We start from the raw sequence: 25,110 nt of genomic DNA on the forward strand, positions 1-25,110 counted from the left end.
GCTTCCGGCCGTCTCCTCAGGCGGGGCCCGGTCCGGTGGTGAGACCGTGCGGGTCGTGTGCCGGGCGGCCGCCGACGAGCGTGGCGAGGACCTGGATCGCACCGATCCGGTCGGGCGCGACGCCCGTGGGATCGGCGTCCAGGACGGTGAGGTCGGCGAGGTGGCCGGGGACCAGCCGGCCCTTGCGGCCGCCCGCTCCGGTGGCCCGCGCCGACCCTTCGGTCCAGGCGCGCAGCGCGGCGAGCGCCGGCACCCGCTCGTCCGGGCCGAACGGCGCGCCGGACTCGGTCAGCCGCAGCACCATCGACTGCATGGCGGGCAGCGGCGCGCCGGGCGCGACCGGCCGGTCGGAGTTGCCGGGTACCGGTACGCCGAGCCCGAGCAGCGACTTCATCCGGTACGACCAGCCGGTGCGCCGCGGGCCGAGGTTGGCGGCCATCGCGTCGCCGAAGGTGTGCAGGAAGTTGTGCTGCGGTACGGGCACCACGCCGAGTTCGGCGAAGCGGGCCAGCTGGTCGGGGCGGACGATGCCGGCGTGTTCGACGCGGTGGTGCACGCCGGGCCGCGGCCGCTCCTTGTGGGCCCGCGCGAAGGCGTCCAGCGCGAGGTCGACGGCGCGGTCGCCGATGGCGTGCGCGGCGACCGTCCAGCCGGCCCGGTGGGCGGCGACGACCAGGTCGGTCATGGTGCCGGCGTCGTTCTGGAAGTAGCCGGTGGGGTTGGCGGCCTCGGCCTCGTTGTGCGGACAGCCGCAGAACGGCTCGGTCATGGCGGCGGTACGGCCGAGCAGCGAGCCGTCGAGGAAGATCTTGACCGGGCCGAGGGAGAGCGTGTCGTCGCCGAACCCGGTGCGCATGCCGAGGTCCAGGCCCAGGTCGATGCCGTCGTCGGCGTGCGCGGTGAGCGGGTGCAGTACGTCGGAGGCGGCCATCAGCTGGGCGCGGGTGTGCAGCCGCCCGGTCTCCCTGGCGAGCTGGTAGGCGGCCAGCTCGACGGGGGTGTGGCCGATCCAGCCGCCGCCGATGCCCGCCTCGGTGAAGGAGGTGATGCCTTCGGTGAGGTAGTGGCGGGTGGCGGCCCCGACCGCTTCGGCGACCGTCTCGACGGGGTACGGCAGGACCTGGCGCTGTACGAGGCGCTGCGCGGTCTCCTCCAGCAGCCCGTCCGGGCGGCCCGCCGCGTCGCGCGAGACGACGCCGCCGGCCGGGTCGGCGAAGCCGGGCTCCAGCGCACCGGCCGCCTCCAGCACCGGGGAGTTGACGACGCATGCGTGGCCCGAGGTGTGCTGCAGCCAGACGGCGCGTCCGCCGGCCGCCCGGTCCAGCCCGTCGCGGTGCGGGTAGCGGCCGCCGAGCCGGTTGTGGTCCAGGCCCGCGCCGATGACCCAGGCGTCGTGGGGCAGCCCGTCCGCGTACCGCGCCACCGCCGCGTACACCTCCTCCACCGTGCGCGCCGTGGAGAGGTCCAGCCGGCCGAGGGCGAGGCCGGCGATCCGGCCGTGCAGGACGCCGAGGGAGGTGGCCGTTGGCCGGTCCTCGTCGAGGGTGAGGACGTGCGCGTTGCGGATCAGCAGGTCCAGCTTCATGGTCGTCCGCTGCCTCCTCAGGCCAGGTGGTGGAGCTGTGCGAGGGGGACTTCGGTGGCGGGCGCGGTGCCCGTCGGCACGCCGTCGACGAGGACGGGCGCGGGCTCGCGGGGCACGACGACGTGCGGGGTCGCGGTGTTGTACAGCATGTCGGCGCGGGTCAGGCCGCGGGAGTCGCGGACCGGCGCGTAGCTCAGGCCCTGCGGCAGGGCGGCGCGCGCGGTGCGGTCGGCCAGCGCGGGCCCGGCGACGAAGACCTTGGAGAGCCGGGCGGGGGCCGCGCCCAGCGCGCCGAAGTACGGGCGGTAGGTGCGGGGCTGGGTGAGCCGGGTGGAGCCGGAGCCCGAGCCGGTGTTGCCCCAGGCCACGAAGCCGCCCTTGATGACCAGTTCGGGCTTGGTGCCGAACCACGCCGGGTGCCACAGCACCAGGTCGGCCATCCGGCCCGGCTGTACGGTGCCGACCTCGTGCGCGAGCCCGTGTGCGAGGGCCGGGTTGAGGGTGATCTTCGCGAGGTAGCGCAGCGCGCGGGCGTTGGCCGGGTGCTCCACTCCCCCGTCCCCCGCGGCCAGCGCCTGGACGTGCGCCAGCTGCCAGGTCCTGCGCACCGTCTCGGCGATCCGGCCCATGCCCATGGAGTCGGAGTTGACGATGCTGATGGCGCCGAGGTCGTGCAGCGCGTTCTCCGCGGCGATGGCGTGCCCGCGGATGCGCCCGCGCGAGATGGCGACGTCGCTCTCGCTGTGGTGGTTCTGGCGGTGCACGGTCATCGTCATCGGGAACAGCTCGCCGACGGTGTTCGGGGTGTACGGCACGGTCGGAGTGGTCGAGGAGGGCAGGATGTGCGGCTCGGAGAGGATCTCCAGCAGGTCGGGATGGCCGCCGCCGCCCTCCACGTGGTACGCGTGCACGGTGCGGCCGCGGGTGGCGCCGACGGTGTCCCGCAGGTAGCCGGACTCGTTCATCGAGTCGGTGTGCAGGGCGACCGGCAGGTCCGCCTGCTCGGCCGCTGCCAGGCAGGTGTCGATGATGCGCGGGGTGGCGCCGAAGTCCTCGTGGATCTTGAAGCCGCCGGCCCCGGCGAGCGTGATCTCGTCCAGCAGCGCCCGGGAGCTGGAGGAACCCCGGGCGAGGAAGGCGATGTTCAGCGGCGTGCCCTGCCAACCGCTCATCAGGGTATGGAGGTTGTGCGCCGGGTTGCAGCCGATCTCCCACACCCCGCCCAGGCCCATGCCGACGAGCGTGGTGACGCCGGCCGCGAGCGCGGCCGGTGCGACCTCCGGCGAGGACAGGTGCACATGGCTGTCGACGATCCCCGGCGTGGCGATCAGCCCCTCCCCCGGTACGACGGAGGTGTGCGAGTCGATCGCGAAGTCCACGTCCATGACGTCGGGGTTGCCGACGCCGCCGACCGCGACGATCCGTCCGTCCTTGATGCCGATGTCGGTCTTGCGGACGCCGAGCGCCGGGTCCATCAGCACGACGCCGGCCACCACCATGTCCAGCGCCGAGTCCCGGTCGGAGCGGGGCGAGGCCAGCAGCCCGTCCCGTACGGTCTTGCCGCAGCCGCCGAGCAGTTCGTCCCCCGGCGTCCCGTCGTCCGTCTCCACCTCCACCCACAGGCAGGTGTCGCCGAGCCGGATGCGGTCGCCGGTCGTCGGTCCGTACAGGGCGTGGTACGTACGGCGGTCGATGCTGGTCATGCGCGCTCCTCGGGCTGGTGGCGGGACGGGACGACCGGGACCTCCCGGGTCTCGCCCGGTTCGAAGGCCAGCGCGGTGCCCGCCGCGATGTCCAGGCGGAGCCCGGCGGCGGCCGTGCGGTCCAGTTCCAGGGCCCGGTTGACCTCGGCGAGCGGGTAGTGCGAGGAGAGGAAGACGACCCGGTCGCCGGTGTTGCGGACGGTGAGGGTGGAGTGCGGGCGCCCCTCGTTGATCCGTACCGGTTCGGGCGCGAGCCGTACGGCGCCGGGGGCCGTGCCGTCGCCGTCGCCGATCGGCCGGTCGACGGCCACCAGGGCGGTGCCGCTCGGGAACAGCGCCTCGACCTGCACCTGCGGGATCATCGCCGGCACTCCGTCCATGACCTCGTCGGCCGTCAGCACCGACCGGCCGACCTCGATCACCTCGTCCAGCGACAGCCCGTCCCAGGCCGCCTCCAGCACCTCGTCGCAGATCAGCGCGATGGCCTCGGGGGTGTTCAGCCGGCGGCCCCGGGCCCGGCGCCTGCGGGCCAGTTCCGCGACGGTGAACAGCTGGAGCCGTTCCTGTTCGCGAGGTGTCAGGTGCACTGGCACGACCTCCTGGGTGCGGCGGCCCGGCACGGGCCATGAGTCCCTGGGAACCTCCCCAGCTTCACGGCCGGGCGGCGCCGAACCAACGTTGAAATACCCGCGGTAAGGGGCGGAGGATTGTGCACATGCACACTCCCGCCGAGCCGCCCGCCGCGGTGCCGCCGCCCCTGCCCGCCGGCCCGCGCCCCGGCGCCGCGGCCTTCCCGCCGCCCTCCCGGCGGGTCGCCGAGCTGGCCGGGCAGTGCCTGGACAACATCGACGGGCTGATCGGGATCTGGCTCGACGTCGTCCACCCGGTACGCGTCAGCTACGCGGAGCTCGTGCCCGACGAGGACTTCCGCGGCTCGGCCTGGCAGGCGTTCGAACTGCTCCTGCGGACGGTCGCGCGGCTGCCGGTGCCCGCGCACATCGCCGGGGTCTCGGAGCGGGTCGGCGAGCGGCGCGCCCGCCAGGGCGTCCCGCTGGACTCACTGCTGGAGGCGGCGCGGCTGGACTTCCGGGTGGTGTGGGCGGCGCTGGTGGAGCGGGCCTCGGACGCGGACATGGCCGAACTGGTCGCCTCTGCCTACGCGGTGTGGGAGGCCGTCGAGCGGCACGTCACCGGGATCATGAAGGCGTACCAGCGCGCGGTCCTGGAGATGGGGCGGCTGGAGGAGGACGAGCGCCGCATGTGGCTCGTCCGGCTGCTGGAGAGCGAGGGCCGCAACCCGACCGTGGTACGGGACGCCGCGCTGGCCCTCGGCTTCTCGGCGGGCGGGACGTTCCTGTGCGCGGCCGCGCCTGCGGGCGGCGGCCCTGCGCTGCGCCGGGCGGCGGGCGCCCTGCGGGCCATGGGCGCGCCCGTGCAGCAGCAGGCGGTGGCCTCCGACGCGGTACTGGTCGTGGAGGTGGGCCACCGCTTCACGCCGCGGGCCGTACGGGCCCGGCTCCGCGAGACGCCGTGCGGCATCTCCCCGCAGGTCTCCGGGCTGGACGCGGTGCCGCGGGCCGTGGTCCTGGCGATCGCCACCGCCCGCGTCCTGCCGCCGGACGCCACCGGGCCCCGGCCGCTGGAGGACAGCTGGCTGGACGTGCTGGTCCACCGCGCCGGGGACTTCGGCCGCGACCTGGCCGCCGACGTCCTGGGCGGCCTGGCCCCGCCGCGCGTCGCGCCGGCCGAGGCGGCCCGGCTGCTGGAGACGGTACGCACCCACCTGAGCGGCACCGGCTCGGTCGCCGACACCGCCGCGGCCCTCTTCTGCCACCGCAACACCGTCCAGCACCGCTTCACCCGCTTCGCCGAACTGACCGGCCGCGACGTCCGCCACCCCCAGGACGCCGCCCTGGTGACCCTCGCCCTCCGCGCCCACGAACAGGCCCAACGGGACTGAGCAGGGCGGTACTTGCCGTACGTGCGGGTGCGGGACGGCCGCCGGGCTCGTGGGAGTCCGGCGGCCGTGGGGCGCGGACGGCCCCGGGTGCTGGGCGGGTTACGGGCGGGTGAGGAGTTCGCCCGTGGGTTCCGTCAGGGTGCCGGCGTCGTTGATCCTGCGGCCGCGCAGCCAGGTGGAGCGGACCACGCCGTGCAGGGTCTTGCCGGCGTAGGCGGTGATCTTGTTGCGGTGCTGGAGGTGCGCCGGGTCGACGGTGAAGGTGGCCTCCGGGTCCAGGACCGCGAAGTCGGCGTCGCGGCCGGGGGCGATGGCGCCCTTGCGATCCAGGCCGACCAGGGCCGCGGGGGCCGCCGCCATCCAGCGGACCACGTCCTCCAGCGAGTGGCCGCGGGCGCGCGCCGCCGTCCAGATCGCCGGCAGGCCGAGCTGGAGGGAGGAGATGCCGCCCCAGGCCGAGCCGAAGTCCGGGGTCTTCAGGTCGGTGGTGGACGGCGAGTGGTCGGAGACGATGCAGTCGATCGTGCCGTCGGCCAGGCCCTGCCAGAGCGCGTCCTGGTTCGCGGACTCGCGGATCGGCGGGCAGCACTTGAACTCCGTTGCGCCGTCCGGGATTTCCTCGGCGGTCAGGGTGAGGAAGTGCGGGCAGGTCTCGACCGTGACCTTGACGCCCTCCGCCTTCGCGGCCGCGATCAGCGGCAGCGCGTCGGAGGAGGAGAGGTGCAGCACGTGGACGCGCGCGTCGAGGCGCTTGGCCAGTGCGATGAGCCCGGCGATCGCCTCGTCCTCGGAGACGCGCGGCCGGGAGGCGAGGAAGTCGGCGTACTTGGGGCCGCTGACCGGCGGCGCGGACTCCAGGTGGCCCGGGTCCTCCGCGTGCACGATGAGCAGGCCGCCGAAGCCCGCGATCTCCTCCAGGGCCGCGGCCAGCTGCTCCTGGTCCAGCTGCGGGAACTCGTCCACGCCGGAGGGCGAGAGGAAGCACTTGAAGCCGAAGACGCCGGCGTCGTACAGCGGCCGCAGGTCCTTGACGTTGCCGGGGATGGCGCCGCCCCAGAAGCCGACGTCGATGTGCGCCTTGGACCGGGCGACCTCGCGCTTGATGTCGAGGTTCTCGGCCGTGGTGGTCGGCGGGAGGCTGTTGAGCGGCATGTCCACGAGGGTGGTGATGCCGCCGGCCGCGGCCGCGCGGGTGGCGGTCCAGAAGCCCTCCCACTCCGTACGGCCGGGGTCGTTGACGTGGACGTGGGTGTCGACGAGCCCGGGGAGGAGGACGTCGTCACCGAAGTCCTCGACCCGTGCCCCGGCGGGGGGCTCGGCGTCGTGCGGCAGCACCGCGGCGATACGCCCGTCCTGGACGGTGACGGACGCGGCCCGCGTCCCCTCAGGTGTGATGACTCGCGTGGAGCGCAGCACCAGCTGTGCGTCGGACACCCGGTCCCCTTTCCGGTAAGTGTTGCTTGTCGGTACCCGCAGTCCTGAACTTTCCGCACTGCGGAATTCAACGTTCTGTTGAAGAGTTTTCCCCCCGGGCGGCAGCCCGTCAAGACCCCTCAGGAGCCTTCGGTGGCCGTCACCCGCACCTGGCCCGCCACCGGCGCCGCCCCGCCCGGCACCTTCCTGACCTGCGACGGGATGATCTCGTCCGGTATCGGACTGCCGACCATCCGGCCGCGCCGGGACACCGCGCAGTACAGCCCGCCGGCCACGCCCATGCCGAAGACCCAGGAGAAGGGCGCGACGGCGTCGAAGGCCGGCACCAGGGCGATCACCGCGGCGAGCACGGCGGACGGCACGAAGGCGGCCAGCGCCTTCGGGTTGTAGCCCCTGCGGTAGTGGTACGCGCCGGCCGCGTCGGCGGCGAACAGCGCGTCCACGTCGATCCGGCCGCGCCGGACGAAGTAGTAGTCGACGAGCAGGATCGCCACCAGCGGCCCGAGGAACGCGCCGAGGGCGCCCAGGAAGTACTGGATCACCAGCGCCGAGGAGTACAGCTTCCACGGCAGCACCAGCACCGCGAGGACCGCCGTGATCAGTCCGCCGCGCTTGAAGTTCAGGTACTTCGGCGCGAGGTTGGCGAAGTCGTAGGCGGGCGAGACGAAGTTGGCGACGACGTTGATGCCGATGGTGGCCACGATGAAGGAGAGCGCGCCGACCACCGTCACCACGGGGTTGTCGATCTTCTGGATCACCTTCACCGGATCGTAGATCGCCTCGCCGAACACTGAGATCGTGCCCGCTGTGACCAGCACGGCGACCACCGCGAAGGCGGTGAAGTTCACCGGCAGGCCGATGAGGTTGCCGCGCCGGTAGGAGCGGTGATCGGGCGTGAACCGGGCGAAGTCCGCGTAGTTGAGGACGAGCGTGAGGAAGGTGGCGACCGTGAGGCTGACCGCGATCAGGCTCTGGTGCGCCTGCTCGGCACCGCTCAGGCCGGTCAGGCTGCGGGTGAGCGAGATGTCGCCGCCCGCCTTCACCACCAGGTAGACGGCGAGCGCGAGGACGACGAGCCAGACGACGGGGCCGGTCGCGAAGTCCTGGACCTTGCGGATGAACTCCATGCCGCGGGTCAGCAGCAGCGCCTGCAGCCCCCACATGAACATGAAGGAGACCCAGCCCAGGGTGGACAGGCCCAGGAACGAGTTGTGGTGGTAGGCGTCCAGGCCCGGCGCGACCTGGATGGCGAGCAGCACCACCGCGGTCGAGGCCAGCCAGGTCTGGATGCCGTACCAGGCGACCGCCATCACGGCACGCAGCAGCGCGGGGATGTTCGCGCCGTACACGCCCCAGCTGGCGCGGGCGAGCACGGGGTACGGGACGCCGGTGCGGTGGCCCGCGTGCCCCATGCGGTTCATCAGCCAGTACACGATCGTGATGCCGGCCAGCAGCGCGAGGAAGACCTCCCAGGCCGGCAGCCCGAGGACGAAGAGGCTGGACGCGAAGGCGTAGTTGCTGATCGCGTGGGTGTCGGACATCCACAGCGCGAAGACGCTGTACGTGCCCCATTTGCGTTCCGGCGCCGGGGCCAGGTCCTCGTTGAAGAGGCGCGGGTCCGGCTTCAGGGGTGGTGCAGGTGTGGCCACGTGATCCTCCCGGCGGATCGGAACGGAACTCACTGCTGTCGGGGTGCCGTGCGGGGCGTGGTTCCCAGATGTTCAGACGTCAGATGCCTGATGTCTAGAGATAGACCTCAGATGTCAGATGCCTGATGTCTGGGAAGAAAAATCGGCGTTACGCGAGGACGAGGCGGCCGAAAGGGACAGATGCGTACTGAGCGGCCAGGAGCCGATGCGCTTCGGGCGCGGCGCCGCGAAGCTCCGTACGGCGCTGGTGGCGAGCCCCAGACCGGCCACCGCCTCGGCGAACTTCACGGCCGCCGCGACGCCGTCGACCACCGGCACGCCCAGCTCGGCGGAGACCCGCTCCTGGAGCCCAGCCATGCCGCCGCAGCCCAGGCAGATCACCTCGGCGCCGTCGCGCACGGCCTCGCGGGCCGTCTCGACGATGATCCGGGTGGTCCGCTCCGCGTCCTCCTCCAGCTCCAGGACGCCGAGACCGGTGCCGCGGACGCCGGCGCAGCGCTGCAGCAGGCCCGCGGTGAGCAGCCGGTCGCGGATCTGCGGGACGGCCCGGTCCAGGGTGGTGACGACGCCGTAGGAGTGGCCGAGCATCATCGCCATCTGGGCGGCGCTCTCGGTGATGTCCAGGACGGGCACGTCCAGCAGTTCCTGGGCGCCCTCCCGGCCCGGCTCGCCGAACCCGGCCATGACCAGTGCGTCGAAGGGGAAGTCCAGGGTGGTGAGGCGGTCCAGTACAGCCGCGGCGCTGAGGTACCCCTCGAAGTGGCCCTCGATCGACTCCGGGCCCCAGAGCGGCTCAGTGGCGATGATCTCGGTGCCGGGCGAGGCGACGGCGGTGGCGGTGGCGCGGATCGAGGCGGTCATGGAAGCCGTGGTGTTGGGGTTCATGACGAGAATGCGCATGACACTCCAGGAAGCCGGAGGCTCCAACGCGGGAAGCGGTACGGGGGCCGGCCGGGGCCCGTGAGGGGCGGCGGCAGCGGTGCGCCCGGCGCTTCGGCGAATTGGAGGATTCCACAGAATGGGCAGTAGCTTTCGAGTTGCAGAACGTAGCTTCGACCACTAGGGGCGTCAAGAGATCCTGGCGAGTAACCCAGGTCGCGCCCCGGGCCGGCCGGGAAACGGGGGCTGACCGGCGGGAACGACTGTGCGATAGACAGTGTGTCGACAGGAAGGGAACGGTAGGCTGCTCCCGGTCGGACGCGGAACTCTCCCTCTGCACGCGCCGGGCCCGACACCCTCTGATCCGAAAGGAACGCGACGTGCCGCCGTCCAGCGCCAGCACTTCCGACGCAGCCAAGCCCGCAGCCGCGACCGGGGGCGTCCAGTCCCTGGAGCGCGCCTTCGACCTGCTGGAACGGATGGCAGATGCCGGCGGCGAGGTCGGCCTCAGCGAGCTGTCGGCCAGCAGCGGGCTGCCGCTGCCGACCATCCACCGCCTGATGCGCACGCTGGTGGCCTGCGGTTACGTCCGCCAGCAGCCGAACCGCCGGTATGCGCTCGGGCCCCGCCTGATCCGCCTCGGCGAGAGCGCCTCGCGGCTGCTCGGCACCTGGGCCCGCCCGTACCTCGCCCGGCTGGTCGAGGAGACCGGCGAGACGGCGAACATGGCCCTGCTGGACGGCGACGAGATCGTGTACGTGGCGCAGGTGCCGTCCCGGCACGCGGTGCGCATGTTCACCGAGGTCGGCCGCCGGGTGCTGCCGCACACCACCGGCGTGGGCAAGGCGCTGCTGGCGAACCACGCGCCGGAGGAGGTGCGCGCGCTGCTGGGCCGTACGGGCATGCCGGCCGCGACCGAGAAGACGATCACCGAGCCGGACGCCTTCCTGAGCGCCCTCGAAGAGGTGCGCGGGCAGGGCTTCGCCGTGGACGACAACGAGCAGGAGATCGGCGTCCGCTGCATCGCGGTGCCGGTCCCGGACTCGCCCACCGCCGCGGCCATCTCGATCTCCGGCCCCACCGGCCGGGTCACCGAGGCCGCCACGGACAAGATCGTGCCGGTCCTCCAGGAGGTCGCCCGCGAGCTGTCGGTGGCGCTGGCGAACCAGAACCCGGCGTAGCGGGGCGCGGCCCGGCGCGTACGAGCGAAGCGGGGCGCGGGCATGCCGCCCCGCGCCCCGCTTGTCGTTTCACGCCGCTTGTCGTTTCACGCCGCTTGTCGCCTACGCCGCTCGCCGGTTCACGCCGGTTTCCGGGACGTCCCGCTCCGTCGGCGGCCTCCCGTTCGGCCGGCGGGCTTGCGTCAGCCGCGCGGCAGGTCGCCGAAGAGGTCGATGACCTTGCGTACCTCGGTGAGGGTGGGCGACAGCGCGCTGACCGAGCCGACCGCCCCCGCGATCAGCAGCAGGGAGCGGCGCAGCCGCGGCACCTCGGGCGTGCCGCCGCTCACCATGGCGTCCAGCGTGGCCAGCTCTTCTTCGGCGACGCCCCGGTCGGGCAGTTCGGCGGGGTAGGCGGCCAGTTCGCGGCGGAGCCGGCCGACGGCCACGCGCAGCGCCTCGACCCGCGGATCGTCCTCGACCCCGGTCTCCTGCCTCGGCCTCTGCCTCTGCCACTGCTCCACAACGACGGCACCTTCCACGGCCGTTGGTTCGCACGCCACAACATCGCCCCCTCACCCGGCCCCCTTGGCTCCGCGCCCTCGCGAAGCCGCGGATCAGTTAACGCCACGGTGCGCTATTCGCGCCATACGGAGAGCGAAATTCAGTTGGACCTTTGCGCAACGGGCACATGACGCCCGACCGGCACGTCCGTTGCCCCGCCGCGGCCCGGCGCCCCCGCGGGCGGCGGCGCCGGGACCGTGACCGGCGCCGTTCACGCGGAGCCCGCGGCCACATCTGACGCAGAATCGTCGTTTTGTGCGAAGCCGCGTTGACTTCGGGCCCGCGCCCGTGGTGCGCCGGGCGCGCCCGGCGTTCCGCGCGAGGTGCCGGCGTGCGTGCCGCCGCGCGCCCCGATGCGGTAAGCAGGCCCCATGACGACCTCCGACGCCGGCGCAGACCGCGCCCCCGCCCCGCTCACCCCGTCCGCGCCGGCCGGGCGGCCGCCCGTCGCCGGGCTGCTGCTCGCGGCCGGCGGCGGACGGCGGCTGGGCGGCCGCCCCAAGGCGCTGCTGGAGTACCGCGGCCGGCCGCTGGTGGAGAACGCCGCGCGGGTGCTGCGGGACGGCGGCTGCGGCCCCGTGCACGTCGTGCTGGGCGCCGCGGCCGGCGAGGTGCGGGCGCGGGCCGAGCTGTCCGGGTACGCCGTCACGGAGAACCCCGACTGGCAGGCGGGCATGGGCACGTCCCTGCGCGCCGGCCTCGCGGCACTGGCCGGTTCGGGCGCGGGCGCCGTACTGGTCTCGCTGGTCGACCAGCCGGGCATCGGCGCCGCCGCGGTGGCCAGGCTGGTGGCCGCGTACGAGGCGGGCGCCGACCTGGCGGCCGCTGCGTACGAAGGGCGGCGCGGGCACCCCGTGCTGTTCGGCGCGGCGCACTGGGCCGGGGTGGCGGCGGGCGCGAGGGGCGACCGGGGCGCACGGGGACTATCTCGCGGCGCACGCCGACGCGCTCACGCTCGTCGAATGCGCCGACGTGGCCGAGCCGTACGACATCGACACCCCGGCCGACCTCGGCAGACTCGGCACGGATTGCGCCGCCCGGGGCAGTGATGGAGCGTGACCGCGATGGCACTCAGCGCCATTCGATCACCTCATCTGTCGATCAAAAGAATCTCGACGTCAACAAACCATTGAACTTCCGCTATAAGGAAACTACTCTCCACTGGTCAGAAGCGCCCTGAACACCAGACGGCGCCGGCGACCGTATCTCGGAGCCCTCGGCACCCAGTGCCGTCCGGGCGACCCGGCGGCCGCAAGGCACCGCCGCTGAATTGGAGTGACAGCCCATGTCCGCACCAGCGCCGTCCCCGCTGGCCATCGTCGACGTCGACCCCGCCAAGGTGCCCGCGCGCCAGGACGAGGTCCTCACCGAGGCCGCCCTGGCCTTCGTGGCTGAGCTGCACCGCCGGTTCACCCCCCGCCGCGACGAGCTCCTGAAGCGTCGCGACGAGCGCCGCGCGGAGATCGCCCGGACCAGCACGCTGGACTTCCTCCCGGAGACCGCGCACATCCGCGCGGACGACTCCTGGAAGGTGGCCGAGGCCCCCGCGGCCCTGAACGACCGCCGCGTGGAGATCACCGGTCCCACCGACCGCAAGATGACCATCAACGCGCTCAACTCGGGCGCCAAGGTCTGGCTCGCCGACTTCGAGGACGCCTCGGCCCCCACCTGGGAGAACGTCGTCCTCGGCCAGCTCAACCTGATCGACGCCTATGAGCGCCGGATCGACTTCACCGACGAGCGCAGCGGCAAGTCGTACGCGCTCAAGCCCGCCGAGGAGCTCGCGACCGTCGTCATGCGCCCCCGCGGCTGGCACCTCGACGAGCGCCACCTCCAGCTCGACGGCAAGCCCGTCCCCGGCGCCCTCGTCGACTTCGGCCTGTACTTCTTCCACAACGCCAAGCGCCTGCTGGACCTCGGCAAGGGCCCGTACTTCTACCTGCCGAAGACCGAGTCGCACCTCGAGGCCCGCCTCTGGAACGAGATCTTCGTCTTCGCGCAGGACTACGTCGGCGTCCCGCAGGGCACCGTCCGCGCCACCGTCCTCATCGAGACGATCACCGCCGCTTACGAGATGGAGGAGATCCTCTACGAGCTGCGCGACCACGCCTCGGGCCTGAACGCCGGCCGCTGGGACTACCTCTTCTCGATCGTGAAGAACTTCCGTGACGGCGGCGCCAAGTTCGTCCTCCCGGACCGCAACGCGGTCACGATGACGGCCCCGTTCATGCGCGCCTACACCGAGCTGCTGGTCCGTACCTGCCACAAGCGCGGCGCCCACGCCATCGGCGGCATGGCGGCCTTCATCCCGTCCCGCCGGGACGCCGAGGTCAACAAGGTCGCGTTCGAGAAGGTCCGCGCCGACAAGGACCGCGAGGCCGGCGACGGCTTCGACGGCTCCTGGGTGGCCCACCCCGACCTGGTCCCGATCGCGATGGAGTCCTTCGACAAGGTCCTCGGCGAGAAGCCGAACCAGAAGGACCGCCTGCGCGAGGACGTCGACGTCAAGGCCGAGGACCTGATCGCCATCGACTCGCTCGACGCGAAGCCCACCTACGACGGCCTCGTCAACGCCGTCCAGGTCGGCATCCGTTACATCGAGGCGTGGCTGCGCGGCCTGGGCGCCGTGGCCATCTTCAACCTCATGGAGGACGCGGCCACCGCCGAGATCTCCCGCTCCCAGATCTGGCAGTGGATCAACGCGGGCGTGGAGTTCGAGAACGGCAAGAAGGCCACGGCCGAACTCGCCCGCGAGGTCGCCGCCGAGGAACTGGCCGCCATCCGCAAGGAGATCGGCGAGGAGGCGTTCGCCGCCGGCAAGTGGCAGCAGGCCCACGACCTGCTCCTCCAGGTCTCCCTGGACACCGACTACGCCGCCTTCCTCACCCTCCCGGCGTACGAACAGCTGGGCTGACGCCCCGGATCCACCGAGCGCCCCCGCCGCACCCGCGGCGGGGGCGCTCGCGTTGCGCTCAACTCCCCAACTCCTGACGGGTATACGTCAACTCCCCGGTCTGGTAGGAAAGCTTCCTAACGATTGGGGAACCCCCCACGGAACTCTCCTGACTGGAGGCGATCCCTCATGCGTACCCGATCGACAGCAGCGGCGGTCGGCAGGCCCGTTGTCCGGGTGGCCCTGGGGCTGGCACTGCTGGCCGTGCCGGCGACCGCGGTGGCGGCCACGGGGCTGCCCGGAGACACCCAGGGCGCCCGGCACTCCGCCGCCCACTCCCCCGCCCCGCAGGCGACCGTGCCGCGGGCCGCGGCCGGGCTCGACGACCCGGCGAAGAAGGAGATCGCCATGCAGCTGGTGTCCAGCGCGGAGAACTCCTCGCTGGACTGGAAGGCGCAGTACGGCTACATCGAGGACATCGGTGACGGCCGCGGGTACACCGGCGGCATCATCGGCTTCTGCTCCGGCACGCACGACATGCTGGAGCTGGTGGAGCTGTACACGAAGCGGAAGCCGGACAACGTACTCGCCAAGTACCTCCCCGCGCTGCGCAAGGTGGACGGCAGCGACTCGCACGAGGGGCTGGGCAAGGGCTTCACCGACGCCTGGAAGAAGGCCGCGCAGGACCGGGCGTTCCAGCAGGCGCAGAACGACGAGCGGGACCGGGTGTACTTCAACCCCGCGGTGAAGCAGGGGAAGGCGGACGGGGTCGGGGCGCTCGGGCAGTTCGCTTACTACGACGCCATCGTGATGCACGGGGACGGCGGCGACCCGACGAGCTTCGGCAGCATACGGAAGAAGGCGCTGGCGAAGGCCAAGCCGCCGGCCCAGGGCGGGGACGAGAAGAAGTACCTGACCGCCTTCCTCGACGCGCGGGTGTGGGCCATGAAGCAGGAGGAGGCGCACAGCGACACCAGCCGGGTGGACACCGCGCAGCGGGTCTTCCTGAACAAGGGAAACCTGAACCTGGACCCGCCGCTGGACTGGAAGGTGTACGGGGACCCGTACCACATCGGCTGACGGCGCAGGCCGGTACGAACGCCGTGAACCGGCGGGCGGGGCACCCCACGCGCCCCGCCCGCCGGTGACCGGGACCGGCCGTACGGCGGCTCGGCGTCCGGTAGCTCGGTGTCCGGCGGCTCAGTGTGCGGCGGCCGGTTCCTCGGCCGCCGCGCGGGTGCGCTTGCCCAGGTGGTTGAAGACCAGGTTCAGGGTGACGGCCAGCAGGCAGCCAGTGGAGATGCCCGAGCCGAGGACGATCTGCGCCCACGAGGGGAACGCGTCGTAGAAGCCCTTGGAGAGGGCGGGGGCGAGGCCGGCGCCGAGCGTGACGACGACGATCAGCGCGTTGTCACCGCGGTGCAGGTCGGCCTGGAGCAGCGTCTGGATGCCGCTGACCGCGATGGAGCCGAAGAGGAAGAGGCTGACGGCGGCCAGTACCGGCATCGGCACGACGGAGATCAGCGCCGCGGCGGCCGGGCTGAGGCCGATCAGGACCAGCAGGCCGCCGCTGAGGGCCACCACGAAGCGGCTGCGCACGTTGGAGATCACGACCAGGCCGATGTTCTGCGCGAAGGCGCTGGCGTGGAAGGCGTTGAAGAGCGGGCTGAGCGCGGAGCCGAGGCTGTCGGCGCGCAGGCCGCGGGCGATGGTCTTCTCGTCCACCTCCCGGTCCACGATCTTGCCCAGGGCGATCATGTCGGCGGTGGACTCCGTGAGGATCACCAGCATGACCACGCACATCGAGACGATCGCGGGCAGGGAGAACTGCGGGGCGCCGAAGTGCAGCGGCTCCGGGACGCCGAACGGCGCCGCGCCGTCCAGCTTCGAGAAGTCGGCGAGGCCCATCGGGATCGCCAGCAGCGTGCCGAAGAGCATCGCGAAGAGCATGCTGATCTGCTTGAGGAAGCCCCGCGTGAAGCGCTGGAGCAGCAGCATGACCACGATGGTCGCGGCCGCCAGGGCGATGTTCTTCGGGTGCGGGGTGCCGGACGGGGCGCCGTCCACGATCCACTCGTAGGCGACCGGGATGAGCGAGACGCCGATGAGGAGGATCACCGAGCCGGTGACGACCGGCGGGAAGAACCGCACCAGGCGGGAGAAGTAGGAGCTGACCAGGAAGCCGAAGAGGCTCGAGACGATGATCGCTCCGAAGACGACCGGCATGCCCGCCTGCACGCCGCCCTGGGTGGTGAGGATCGTCAGCATCACGCCGACGCCCGCGAAGGAGACGCCGTTGACGAACGGCAGCTTGGAGCCGATGAAGTTGCCGATGCCGAGCGTCTGCAGCAGCGTCGCGATGCCGGCCATCAGGAGGCTGCCGCCCATCAGGACGGCGGTGTCGGCGGCGGACATCTTGGCCGCGACCGCCACGACGAGCGGTACCGAGACGGCACCGGCGTACATCGAGGCGACGTGCTGGAGGCTCGCGACGAGCATGCGGCCCGCCGGCAGCACCTCGTCGACGGGGTGCACGGCGGCGGTGCCGCTCGTGGGTGGCGCGGGAGCGTCGGACGGGACGCGGGCAGAACTCATGGGTGGCGCTTCTTCCGTCTCGTACGGGATGCGGCCGGCTCCGCCCCGGGGCTCCGCGTGCGTACGGGAGCCCAGGGCGGGCCGACCTCAAGACTGGAAAGTAACTTCCGTCATGCGCTGGGCGGCACGACGTTACGTCAGTGCACCCCGGCAGCGGAAGACCCTTCCGCAGGCCGTTGCGACGGAATGCCGTCCTCCAGAAGCCCCGCCGACGCCTCCCGTTCACCTTCACGGCCTGCGCGAAGGTGGTTGAAGAGCAGGTTGAGGACGATGGCGACCAGACAGCCGGTCGAGATGCCGGAGTCCAGCACGACCAGCAGGTCCTTGGGGAAGTTGTGGTAGAAGTCGGGCGCCGCGATCGGTATCAGGCCGATGCCGACGGCCGCCGCGACGATCAGCGCGTTCTCCCCCTTCTCCAGCGCCGCGGTCGACAGGGTCTGGATGCCGCTGGCGGCGACCGAGCCGAAGAGCACGATGCCCGCGCCGCCCAGGACCGGCAGCGGCACGAGGGAGATGACCGAGGCGGCGATCGGACAGAGGCCCAGGACGATCAGGATCAGACCGCCGGTGGCGACGACGAAGCGGCTGCGTACCTTGGTCATCGCGACCAGGCCGATGTTCTGCGCGAACGCGCTGCACGCGAAGCCGTTGAAGAGCGGGCTGACGGCCGTGCCCAGGGTGTCGGCGCGCAGACCGCCCGCGATGGTCCGCTCGTCGGCGGGCCGCCCCACGATCTTGCCGAGCGCGAGCATGTCGGCGGTCGACTCGGTCATGCAGACCAGCATCACGATGCACATCGAGACGATCGCGGCGATGTCGAACTGCGGGGCCCCGAAGTGGAAGGGCGTCGGGAAGCCGACGACGTCGGCCTTGGCGAGCACGCTGAAGTCGGTGATGCCGACGGGTATCGCGATCAGCGTGCCGGCGATCAGGCCGAGCAGGATGGAGATCTGCTGCAGGAAGCCGCGCAGGGTGCGCCGCAGGACCAGCACGATCACGAAGGTCAGGGCCGCCATGCCGATGTTGGTCAGCGAGCCGTAGTCGGGCGCGGCCGCGTTGCCGCCCTGCGACCAGTTGAAGGCCACCGGGAGCAGCGAGACGCCGATCAGGGTGATCACGGTGCCGGTGACGACCGGCGGGAAGAAGCGGACCAGCTTGGAGAAGTAGGGCGCGACGAAGAAGCCGAGCACACCGGCGACGATCACCGCGCCGAAGATGATCGGCAGCGCGTTCCCGGGGCTCTGCGCCTTGCCGATGGCGACCATCGGGGTGACGCCGGCGAACGAGACGCCGTTGACGAAGGGGAGCTTGGCGCCGACCTTCCAGAAGCCCAGCGTCTGGAGCAGGGTGGCGATGCCGGCGGTGAAGAGGCTGGCACCCATGAGGAAGGCGGTCTCGGTCGCGCTCAGCCCGCAGGCCGGCCCGACGATCATCGGCGGGGCCACCACGCCCGCGTACATCGCGGCCACGTGCTGCAGGCCGCTGGTGAACATCTTGAAAGGCGGAAGGGTCTCGTCGACCGGGTGCTTCCGGTCCCCCTCCACGTGCTGCCCGGGAGTTGCGGCCACTGCGGGCCTCCTTCGATTTCTGTGCCACCGGGCGCGGCGGCACGAGCCTGTCACGGAGGGAATGCCATGTGATGCCTTGCGGGTGCTGTGCGGAGCGAGTGGCGCTCATGGCGCGCGTGGGGGGTGTGCGTGGTGACGCGGGACGTGCGGGTGTGGGCCGGCCCGGGTACGCGGGCGGAAACCCGCGCCCCGGGCCGGTGCTTGTGGATCCCGCTCGGATCCACAAGCTCAGCCGGGAGCCGTCCCTCCCGGCCGAGTCTTCAGGTGTGCCGTACGGGCCGGTGGTGCGAGGCCGCGGTACGGGTGGTGCCGTGCCGCCGGGGTCAGCCCCCGGCGGCGGTGCGGGCGAGCCGCCGCGCCTCGGTGCGTGCGGTGCGCGCGATCTCGTCCTCGTCGGCGGTGGTGAGCCGGTTGTCCTCGACCACCGGCTCGCCGTTGACGAGCGAGAGGGTCACCGGGGCCGCCGCGCCGAAGACCAGCGCGGTGACCGGGTCGGCGATGGTGGAGTGGCCGAGGCCGTCCAGCTTCCACAGCACCAGGTCGGCGAGCTTGCCGGCCTCCACCGAGCCGATCTGCGCCGCCCGGCCGAGCACCCGCGCGCCGCCGTACGTGCCCAGGCGCAGCGCCTGACGGGCATTCAGGGCGGCCTCGCGGTGGGCGCCGAGGCGGTTGATGAGCAGCGCGTTGCGGAGTTCGGTGTGCAGCTCGCCGGACTCGTTCGAGGCGGTGCCGTCCACGCCGAGGCCGACCGGGACGCCGGCCACGAGCATGTCCGGTACGCGGGCGATGCCGGCCGCGAGGCGCGCGTTGGAGGACGGGCAGTGCGCCACACCCGTACCCGTACGGGCGAACGCGGCGATGTCGGAGTCGTTCATGTGGACGCAGTGCGCCATCCACACGTCCTCGCCGAGCCAGCCGGTGGACTCGAAGTAGTCGGTCGGGCCCATGCCGAACAGCTCGTGGCAGAACTTCTCCTCCTCCACCGTCTCGCTGCCGTGGGTGTGCAGCCGTACGCCCTTGCGGCGGGCGAGTTCGGCGCCCTGCCTGAGGAGGTCGGTGGAGACCGAGAACGGCGAGCAGGGCGCGACCGCGACCTGCGTCATGGCGTCGAAGGAGGCGTCGTGGTGCCGGTCGATGGTCTTCTCGGTGGCCGCGAGCGCGCCCTCCAGGGACTCCACCGCGAAGTCCGGCGGCAGTCCGCCGTCGGACTCGCCGCGGTCCATCGAGCCGCGGGCGAGCGTGAAGCGCACGCCCATGTCCGACGCGGCCTTGATGATCGCCGCGGACAGGTCGCCGGCGCCGCGCGGATGGACGTAGTGGTGGTCCATGGCGGTGGTGACGCCGCCGCGGGCCATCATCGCCAGCGAACCCCGCGCCGCCGCTGCCGCCATGGGCTCGTCGATGCGGGCCCAGGTGGGGTAGAGCGCGACCAGCCAGTCGAAGAGGTTGTGGTCGGTGGCCAGGCCGCGGGTGAGCCACTGGTAGAAGTGGTGATGGGTGTTGACCAGGCCGGGGGTGAGCAGGTGGCCGGTGCCGTCGATGCGGCGGACGACACCGGCCAGGCCCTCGGGCGCGGGTCCCGCGCCCACCGACTCGATGCGGTTGCCGGCGACGACGACATGCCCGGAGGCGTACTCCGTGTCGTCGGCGTCGACGGTCGCGATCGCGCAGTTCTCGATGACGGTGCGCGCGACCGCGCTGTCAGGGGATGCCGGTGCTGCCATGGCGGTTCCTTCGATCTTTGGCGGTTCGGGGCACGGCATGGCCCTACGGGATTTGAGTGCCGGAGCCGGGCGAGGCAGCTGACAGTACTGCCGCCCGTGTGGTGCTCCGGGTGCCGAGATGATGGAAGAACAGGTTGAGCAGGACCGCGACGAGCGCGCCGGCGCTGATGCCGGAGCCGAGCACGGTCTGCGCCCAGGCAGGGAAGTCCGCGTAGAAGGTCGGTGCGGCGAGCGGGATGATTCCCGCGCCGAGCGACACGGCCACGAGGATGATGTTGGAGCTGTCGTCCAGGCCGGCCTCGGAGAGCGTGCGGATGCCGCTGACCGCGATGGAGCCGAAGAGGACGATGCCGGCACCGCCGAGGACGGGCATGGGCACGAGGCTGACGACCGCGCCGAGGACGGGGAAGGCGCCGAGCACGATGAGGGCGCCGCCCGCGACGGCGACGACGTAGCGGCTGCGGACCTTCGTCAGCGACACGACGCCCACGTTCTGCGCGAAGGCGCTGGTGGGGAAGCCGCCGAAGATCGGTCCGATGAGCGTGGCGATGCCGTCCGTGCGCAGGCCGCGGGTGATGGTCCGGCCGGTGCACTCACGGTCGCAGATCTCGCCGAGGGCCAGCATCCCGGCCGAGGACTCGGTCATCAGGACGAGCATGACGATGCACAGCGAGAGGATCGCGGCGGGCTGGAACTCGGGCGGGCCGAAGGCGAAGGGCGTGGGCAGCGCGGCGACCGGCGCCTCACGGAGCGAGGAGAAGTCCGCCATGCCGAAGGGGATCGCGGCGAGCGTGCCGATGACCAGGCCGAGGAGCAGGGCGATCTGCTTGAGGAAGCCCTGGGTGAAGCGCTGGATCAGCAGGATGACGACGAGCGTGAAGCCGGCGAGGGCCAGGTGCTTCATGTCGCCGTAGTCGGCGGCCTGCTTGTCGCCGCCCTGGGCCCAGCCGACCGGTACGGGCATCAGCGTCACCCCGATGAGGGTGATGACGACGCCGGTGACCAGCGGCGGGAAGAACCTCAGCAGCTTGCCGAAGAAGGGACCGATGGCGAGGCAGAAGACGCCCGCGACCATGACGGCGCCGTAGATGGCGGGCAGTTGGTGCCCTTTGGCGCTGGTCTCGGCGATGGCGAGCATGGGGGTGATGCCGGCCGAGGAGGCGGCGTTCACGAACGGCAGCCGGTTTCCGGCGAACTTCCGGATGCCGAGGGTCTGCAGGAGCGTGGCGAGCCCGGCGATGAGGAGGCTCGCGGCGATCAGCCGGGTCTGCTGGGCCGAGTCGAGGTGGGCGGCCTGGCCGATGATGAGCGGAGGGGTGACCACACCGGCGTACATGGCGGCGATGTGCTGGAGAGCGGCGGGGACCAGCCGCTTGGGACCCAGCTTCTCGTCCACGGGGTGGACGGGGACGGGCGGTACGGGGTGTTTCTCTACGTGCGATTGCTGTGCCATGGGTCGTTCCCCTCAGGATTCGCGGCCCCCTCCCGCCGTGCGGGTGAACGGGAGGGGGATACGAGGCACTTCGCGGCGTGGGAGAGCCGTCAGAGGTTGGTCATGTCCACCGGGATGCGCGCGTCGACGCCGTCGCGCAGGATGGTGGCTTCGATGAGCCCGTACGGGCGGTCCGCCGCGTAGTAGACGGCCCCGTCCTTCGCCTCGTTGTCGAGACCGAAGGGCGAGAGGTCCTGGCGGAAGTGGTGCTTGTTCGGCGCGGAGAAGCGGATCTCGTCTATCTCGCTGCGGTTGTTGATGACGCGCGAACCCATCTGGTACAGGGTCTGCTGCAGCGAGAGGGAGTACGTCTCGGCGAAGGCCTGCAGGATGTGCTTCTTGGCCTGCTCGTAGGACCGCTCCCAGTTGGGCATCCGCTGGTCGTCGGAGGTCCAGTTGTGGCGCCACCAGGTGGACAGCGAGGTGGCGAGGATGCGGTCGTAGTCCTCCTGGAGCGTCGTGTACTTGTCCTTGATGTAGCCCCAGAACTCGGAGTTCGTGGAGTTCATCACGGTCAGGTCCTTGAGGCCCGTGAGGATCTCGAACTTCTCGCCGTCGTAGGTGATCTGCGCGAGGCGGATCTCCTGGCCCTTGCGGACGAAGGAGTGCTTCACCTCGTCCGCGCCGATGAACTTGGAGTTCGCGTCGGAGCCGGCGATCCGCTCCCAGGCGTACTCCTCGATGCGGATGCGCGCCCGGTGGATGGACGGCTGGCTGTCGACGAAGTGCCGGGCGAGGTGGATGCCGTACTGCTCGGCGGACTCGATGCCGTATTCCTTGGCGAACGCGAAGCAGGTGTTCTTCGTCGTGTCCGTCGGCAGGCAGTTGGCGTTGGAGCCGGAGAGGTGGACCTCCTCCAGGTCGCCGGAGAGGGCGACGGAGACGTTGAGGTCCTTGATGTGGTGCGTGTCGCCGTCCCGGGTGATCTTGACGACCCGGTTTTCCGCCTTGCCGTACTGGTTCTGGCCGAGAATCGTGGGCATGTCGGTGCTAGCTCCCTCGGTATACGGAGTAGCCGAACGGGTTGAGCAGCAGCGGTACGTGGTAGTGCTCGCCCGGCTTGACGGCAAAGGTGATTGCCACCTCCGGGAAGAAGGCTCCGCTGTCCCGTAGCGCGGGGGCGTCCTGCTGTTCCTCGGCTTGCTTCTTCGTGAAGAAGTACGCCTCGGTCTCGAAGTCGAGGCGCACGTGGGTGGTGCCCTCCGGCAGTGCCGGCAGGTCCTTGCAGCGCCCGTCCGCGTCCGTCTTGGACGCGCCGTGTGCGGTCCACGCCCCGTCGCTGCCGGAGCGCACGGAGAGCGTGAGGGCCACGCCCTCGGCGGGGCGGCCGACGCTGGTGTCCAGGATGTGCGTGGACACCGACGTGTGTTCGGCAGCCGTGTCGCTGCTCATGCTGCGTCTCCTTCTGCGAGGCGGGTCAGGCGGATGCGGTTGATCTTGACGAGCTCCCCACGCACGATCTCTCGTTCGTGTTCCGGCGCGTTGTCGATCCTGTTACGGACGGCGTCCCGCATCTGCTCGGCGGTCAGGCCGGTGGCGCAGATGAGGAAGACGTGCCCGAAGCGCTCCTGGTAGGCCAGGTTCAGTTCGAGCATTTCCGCCTTCAGCTCTTCGGAGGCCCCTGCCATCCCCCGCTGCTCGCGGGAGGAGGTGGGGTCGCCCGGCTTGGGGCGGCCGATCGGCGGGTGCCCCGCCATGGCCTCCGCCAGGTCCTCGGCGGTCAGCTCGGCCATGGCGGCGTCGCTGGCGGCGAGGAGGGCGTCGGTGTCGGCGTACGGGCGCTGCGCGAGGATCTTGCTCCCCCATGCCTCGCTGGCACACACCTCGTGCAGCGCGGCCTTGGCCTCGCTGACATCGGCGGCATTGAACCGGGTGAGCCCCGGAGTCGAACTCGAAGACACGGGAAGCCTCCGTGGCTGCGTCGTGCTGGTGCGTTGGACGGGCTGGCCATAGCTAAGTCCCCCAGCAACACCACGTCAACACTTTGTTGAAAACTCGGCAACACAAAAGCCGCCGCTCCGGAAACCCGGAGCGACGGCTTGTGACGGTTTGCAGCCGGCTGAGCGGGAGGTGCCCCCGTCAGCTCTCGCTCTTGGCCGCGTTCTCCCTGTTCAGGTAGTTGTAAACGGTGAACCGGGAGACGCCGAGGGCGCTCGCGACCGTCTCCACGCCGTGCCGTACGGAGAAGGCGCCGCGGGTCTCCAGGATGCGCACGACCGACTGTTTGGTCTTGCGGTCCAGCTCGGCGAGCGGGCAGCCGTGCCGGCGCTCCAGGTCCGCGAGCAGGTGGTCCAGGGAGTCGGAGAGGTGCGGCAGCCGTACGGCCACCCGGTCGGCGCCCTCCCAGGTCAGCACGACGTCGTCGCCCTGCGCCAGCTCCGGCGCGACCATCTCCCCGCCCATCGCGTCCACCAGCGGCTTCACCGCCTGGACGAACGGGTGGTCGGCAGGCTCGGTCACCGCTCGGCCTCCTTGCCGTCCGCACCGTCCTGGACCACGTTGACCTGGAGCGAGACCCGGGTGGCGCCGGCCGCCAGGGACTGCCGCAGCAGCGCGTCGACCGCGGTGAGCACCCGCTCGGCGTCGCCCTCGGCGGTGTTGCCGAACGGGCCGACGTCGACGGCGTCCAGCTCCGCGCCCGTGACGACCTCGCGGGCCACCACGGCATGGTCGGGGGCCTCGTCCAGGTCGAACGGTTCCGTCGTGAACTCCACTCTCAATCGCACACCGTCAACCTACTGCCGACCTCGGGCCGGTCACCACAATCGGCCGCCGGAGACCCCTTGACAGCTCTCCGCACCGCGGGCAGTCTTCCAATAAGCAGAAAGAAAGTTTCGTAATACGGAAGGCGCTTACCCCGCATGGGCTTCACCGACACGCGCTTCGACGTCAACCTGTCGATCCTCTTCACCGAGCTCCCGCTGCTGGAGCGGCCCGCAGCGGCGGCCGCCGCCGGTTTCACCGCGGTCGAGCTGTGGTGGCCGTGGGTCGACGCGCCGGTGCCGGCCCAGGCCGAGCTGGACGCACTGCGGGACGCGCTGAACGACGCCGGCACTCAGCTGGTGGGGCTGAACTTCTACGCCGGGCAGCTGCCCGGTCCCGACCGCGGCGCGCTCTCGCTCCCGGGCGAGGAGTCCGAGAAGTTCCGCGCCAACGTGCCCGTCGCGGTGGAGTTCGCCCGCACCATGGGCTGCACCTCGCTCAACGCGCTCTACGGCAACCGCATCGAGGGCGTGGACCCCGACCTCCAGGACGAGGTGGCCCTCGCCAACCTCACCCTGGCCGCCCGGGCCGCCGACTCCATCGGCGCGACGCTGCTGATCGAGGCGCTGAACCAGCCCGAGTCGCCGCTGTGCCCGATCGTCTCCGCGCCCAAGGCCATCGAGGTCGTCGACAAGGTCAACGCGGCCACGGGGCTCGGCAACGCCAAGTTCCTGATGGACCTGTACCACCTGGCGATGAACGGCGAGGACCTCCATGAGGTCATCGAGAAGTACACCGAGAAGACCGGGCACGTGCAGATCGCCGACAACCCGGGCCGCGGGGCCCCCGGCACCGGCCACCTGGACTTCACCGACCTGGTCAACCGCCTGAAGAAGGCCGGTTACGACGGCTGGGTGGGGCTCGAGTACAAGCCCGGCGACCGGCCGAGCGCCGGCGCCTTCGAGTGGCTGCCCGCCCCGCTGCGCGCCGCCGACCAGCACTGATTCCGACCGACGAAAGGCACCTTCCGTGAGTACTCTTCCCAAGGTCGCGTGGATCGGTCTGGGCATCATGGGCTCCCCGATGGCGGAGAACCTGATCAAGGCCGGCTACTCCGTCACCGGCTACACCCTGGAGCAGGACAAGCTCGACCGGCTGGCCAAGGCCGGCGGCACCGCCGCCAACAGCATCGCCGAGGCCG

Annotated in this window: 22 protein-coding genes and 1 pseudogene; 7 read left to right on the plus strand and 16 right to left on the minus strand. The window is 71.5% G+C overall.

The annotated features are described in order from the left end of the window. Positions 1-16: 16 nt before the first annotated feature. From C3486_RS27295 to C3486_RS27305, 3 genes are read right to left on the minus strand one after another with little or no spacing between them, the layout of a single operon-like run. The gene (locus C3486_RS27295; protein WP_103835425.1) at positions 17-1,585 is read right to left on the minus strand and encodes an amidohydrolase; all 1,569 of its coding nucleotides are present in this window, start codon (positions 1,583-1,585) and stop codon (positions 17-19) included. Between the two features lie 17 nt (positions 1,586-1,602). Further along, positions 1,603-3,288: an urease subunit alpha gene (locus tag C3486_RS27300; protein ID WP_103835426.1), complete on the minus strand. Its 1,686-nt coding sequence runs from the start codon at positions 3,286-3,288 to the stop codon at positions 1,603-1,605. Then, positions 3,285-3,875 (minus strand): urease subunit gamma, encoded by a 591-nt coding sequence (locus tag C3486_RS27305; RefSeq protein WP_103835427.1) that lies wholly within the window; start codon positions 3,873-3,875, stop codon positions 3,285-3,287. Before C3486_RS27305 ends, C3486_RS27300 begins: the two co-directional genes overlap by 4 nt. A gap of 128 nt (positions 3,876-4,003) precedes the next feature. Between C3486_RS27305 and C3486_RS27310 the strand changes: the two genes are divergently transcribed. Then, on the plus strand, positions 4,004-5,248 hold the full coding sequence (locus tag C3486_RS27310; protein WP_103835428.1) for a CdaR family transcriptional regulator: 1,245 nt from the start codon (positions 4,004-4,006) through the stop codon (positions 5,246-5,248). 99 nt (positions 5,249-5,347) lie between these two features. Here the strand turns inward: C3486_RS27310 and allB are convergent, their stop codons facing one another. The 3 genes from allB to C3486_RS27325 all read right to left on the minus strand — a co-directional run bounded on the left by allB (position 5,348) and on the right by C3486_RS27325 (position 9,231). Beyond that, positions 5,348-6,682, minus strand: coding sequence for an allantoinase AllB (gene allB / locus C3486_RS27315; RefSeq protein WP_103835429.1), 1,335 nt, complete (start codon positions 6,680-6,682; stop codon positions 5,348-5,350). 119 nt (positions 6,683-6,801) lie between these two features. Next, the gene (locus C3486_RS27320) at positions 6,802-8,331 is read right to left on the minus strand and encodes an NCS1 family nucleobase:cation symporter-1 (protein WP_103835430.1); all 1,530 of its coding nucleotides are present in this window, start codon (positions 8,329-8,331) and stop codon (positions 6,802-6,804) included. A 114-nt stretch (positions 8,332-8,445) separates the two neighbouring features. Continuing rightward, positions 8,446-9,231: an aspartate/glutamate racemase family protein gene (locus C3486_RS27325; RefSeq protein ID WP_103835431.1), complete on the minus strand. Its 786-nt coding sequence runs from the start codon at positions 9,229-9,231 to the stop codon at positions 8,446-8,448. 359 nt (positions 9,232-9,590) lie between these two features. On the opposite strand from C3486_RS27325, the gene C3486_RS27330 reads away from it, so the two are divergent. After that, positions 9,591-10,391, plus strand: coding sequence for an IclR family transcriptional regulator (locus C3486_RS27330; RefSeq protein ID WP_103835432.1), 801 nt, complete (start codon positions 9,591-9,593; stop codon positions 10,389-10,391). A 182-nt stretch (positions 10,392-10,573) separates the two neighbouring features. Here C3486_RS27330 and C3486_RS27335 read toward each other — a convergent pair whose 3' ends face one another. Beyond that, positions 10,574-10,894: a DUF5955 family protein gene (locus C3486_RS27335; RefSeq protein ID WP_258053025.1), complete on the minus strand. Its 321-nt coding sequence runs from the start codon at positions 10,892-10,894 to the stop codon at positions 10,574-10,576. Between the two features lie 495 nt (positions 10,895-11,389). On the opposite strand from C3486_RS27335, the pseudogene C3486_RS27340 reads away from it, so the two are divergent. The 3 genes and pseudogenes from C3486_RS27340 to C3486_RS27350 all read left to right on the plus strand — a co-directional run bounded on the left by C3486_RS27340 (position 11,390) and on the right by C3486_RS27350 (position 14,907). Further along, positions 11,390-11,993 (plus strand): annotated as a pseudogene (locus C3486_RS27340) (NTP transferase domain-containing protein). A gap of 226 nt (positions 11,994-12,219) precedes the next feature. Continuing rightward, entirely contained in the window at positions 12,220-13,848 is a 1,629-nt protein-coding gene (aceB, locus tag C3486_RS27345; protein ID WP_103835434.1) for a malate synthase A, read from the plus strand. 168 nt (positions 13,849-14,016) lie between these two features. Continuing rightward, positions 14,017-14,907 carry a chitosanase gene (locus C3486_RS27350; protein ID WP_103835435.1) on the plus strand — a complete coding sequence of 297 codons (891 nt, stop codon included), beginning with the start codon at positions 14,017-14,019 and terminating at the stop codon, positions 14,905-14,907. A gap of 120 nt (positions 14,908-15,027) precedes the next feature. On the opposite strand, the gene C3486_RS27355 is transcribed toward C3486_RS27350, so the two are convergent. From C3486_RS27355 to C3486_RS27395, 9 genes are all read right to left on the minus strand, one after another. Then, positions 15,028-16,422 carry a nucleobase:cation symporter-2 family protein gene (locus C3486_RS27355; RefSeq protein ID WP_103835436.1) on the minus strand — a complete coding sequence of 465 codons (1,395 nt, stop codon included), beginning with the start codon at positions 16,420-16,422 and terminating at the stop codon, positions 15,028-15,030. Between the two features lie 137 nt (positions 16,423-16,559). Beyond that, positions 16,560-17,990 (minus strand): nucleobase:cation symporter-2 family protein, encoded by a 1,431-nt coding sequence (locus C3486_RS27360; protein WP_103835437.1) that lies wholly within the window; start codon positions 17,988-17,990, stop codon positions 16,560-16,562. Positions 17,991-18,313: 323 nt separating this feature from the next. Then, positions 18,314-19,714, minus strand: a complete 1,401-nt coding sequence (locus C3486_RS27365) for an 8-oxoguanine deaminase (RefSeq protein WP_103835438.1) — start codon at positions 19,712-19,714, stop codon at positions 18,314-18,316. Positions 19,715-19,757: 43 nt separating this feature from the next. Then, complete coding sequence (locus tag C3486_RS27370) at positions 19,758-21,167, minus strand: nucleobase:cation symporter-2 family protein (RefSeq protein WP_181138719.1); 1,410 nt, start codon at positions 21,165-21,167, stop codon at positions 19,758-19,760. An 89-nt stretch (positions 21,168-21,256) separates the two neighbouring features. Beyond that, positions 21,257-22,189: a factor-independent urate hydroxylase gene (gene pucL, locus C3486_RS27375; protein WP_103835440.1), complete on the minus strand. Its 933-nt coding sequence runs from the start codon at positions 22,187-22,189 to the stop codon at positions 21,257-21,259. A gap of 7 nt (positions 22,190-22,196) precedes the next feature. Next, positions 22,197-22,598: a hydroxyisourate hydrolase gene (gene uraH / locus C3486_RS27380; protein ID WP_103835441.1), complete on the minus strand. Its 402-nt coding sequence runs from the start codon at positions 22,596-22,598 to the stop codon at positions 22,197-22,199. Then, positions 22,595-23,107 (minus strand): 2-oxo-4-hydroxy-4-carboxy-5-ureidoimidazoline decarboxylase, encoded by a 513-nt coding sequence (gene uraD / locus C3486_RS27385; protein WP_103835442.1) that lies wholly within the window; start codon positions 23,105-23,107, stop codon positions 22,595-22,597. Before uraD ends, uraH begins: the two co-directional genes overlap by 4 nt. Positions 23,108-23,285: 178 nt before the next feature. Then, a complete protein-coding gene (locus C3486_RS27390; RefSeq protein ID WP_103835443.1) occupies positions 23,286-23,666 on the minus strand; it encodes a helix-turn-helix domain-containing protein in 381 nt (126 codons plus the stop codon). Next, positions 23,663-23,932, minus strand: coding sequence for a hypothetical protein (locus C3486_RS27395; RefSeq protein WP_103835444.1), 270 nt, complete (start codon positions 23,930-23,932; stop codon positions 23,663-23,665). The genes C3486_RS27390 and C3486_RS27395 overlap by 4 nt, the downstream gene beginning before the upstream one ends. 135 nt (positions 23,933-24,067) lie before the next feature. Between C3486_RS27395 and C3486_RS27400 the strand changes: the two genes are divergently transcribed. Both C3486_RS27400 and C3486_RS27405 read left to right on the plus strand, forming a co-directional pair. Continuing rightward, on the plus strand, positions 24,068-24,913 hold the full coding sequence (locus C3486_RS27400) for a TIM barrel protein (RefSeq protein ID WP_103835445.1): 846 nt from the start codon (positions 24,068-24,070) through the stop codon (positions 24,911-24,913). Positions 24,914-24,938: 25 nt separating this feature from the next. Beyond that, positions 24,939-25,110, plus strand: a 172-nt coding sequence (locus C3486_RS27405; RefSeq protein WP_181138720.1) for an NAD(P)-binding domain-containing protein, incomplete at its 3' end; no start/stop codon positions are given.

It is taken from the genome of Streptomyces sp. Ru73, assembly GCF_002920575.1.
Classification (GTDB): domain Bacteria; phylum Actinomycetota; class Actinomycetes; order Streptomycetales; family Streptomycetaceae; genus Streptomyces.

Excerpts from the sequence above, each read along its gene's own strand:
- uraH (WP_103835441.1), bottom strand. The coding sequence starts at position 22,598 with ATGAGCAGCGACACGGCTGCCGAACACACGTCGGTGTCCACGCACATC.
- C3486_RS27355 (WP_103835436.1), bottom strand. The coding sequence starts at position 16,422 with ATGAGTTCTGCCCGCGTCCCGTCCGACGCTCCCGCGCCACCCACGAGC.
- pucL (WP_103835440.1), bottom strand. The coding sequence starts at position 22,189 with ATGCCCACGATTCTCGGCCAGAACCAGTACGGCAAGGCGGAAAACCGG.
- C3486_RS27350 (WP_103835435.1), top strand. The coding sequence starts at position 14,017 with ATGCGTACCCGATCGACAGCAGCGGCGGTCGGCAGGCCCGTTGTCCGG.
- C3486_RS27300 (WP_103835426.1), bottom strand. The coding sequence starts at position 3,288 with ATGACCAGCATCGACCGCCGTACGTACCACGCCCTGTACGGACCGACG.
- C3486_RS27310 (WP_103835428.1), top strand. The coding sequence starts at position 4,004 with ATGCACACTCCCGCCGAGCCGCCCGCCGCGGTGCCGCCGCCCCTGCCC.
- C3486_RS27295 (WP_103835425.1), bottom strand. The coding sequence starts at position 1,585 with ATGAAGCTGGACCTGCTGATCCGCAACGCGCACGTCCTCACCCTCGAC.
- C3486_RS27365 (WP_103835438.1), bottom strand. The coding sequence starts at position 19,714 with ATGGCAGCACCGGCATCCCCTGACAGCGCGGTCGCGCGCACCGTCATC.
- aceB (WP_103835434.1), top strand. The coding sequence starts at position 12,220 with ATGTCCGCACCAGCGCCGTCCCCGCTGGCCATCGTCGACGTCGACCCC.
- C3486_RS27370 (WP_181138719.1), bottom strand. The coding sequence starts at position 21,167 with ATGGCACAGCAATCGCACGTAGAGAAACACCCCGTACCGCCCGTCCCC.
- C3486_RS27325 (WP_103835431.1), bottom strand. The coding sequence starts at position 9,231 with ATGCGCATTCTCGTCATGAACCCCAACACCACGGCTTCCATGACCGCC.
- C3486_RS27400 (WP_103835445.1), top strand. The coding sequence starts at position 24,068 with ATGGGCTTCACCGACACGCGCTTCGACGTCAACCTGTCGATCCTCTTC.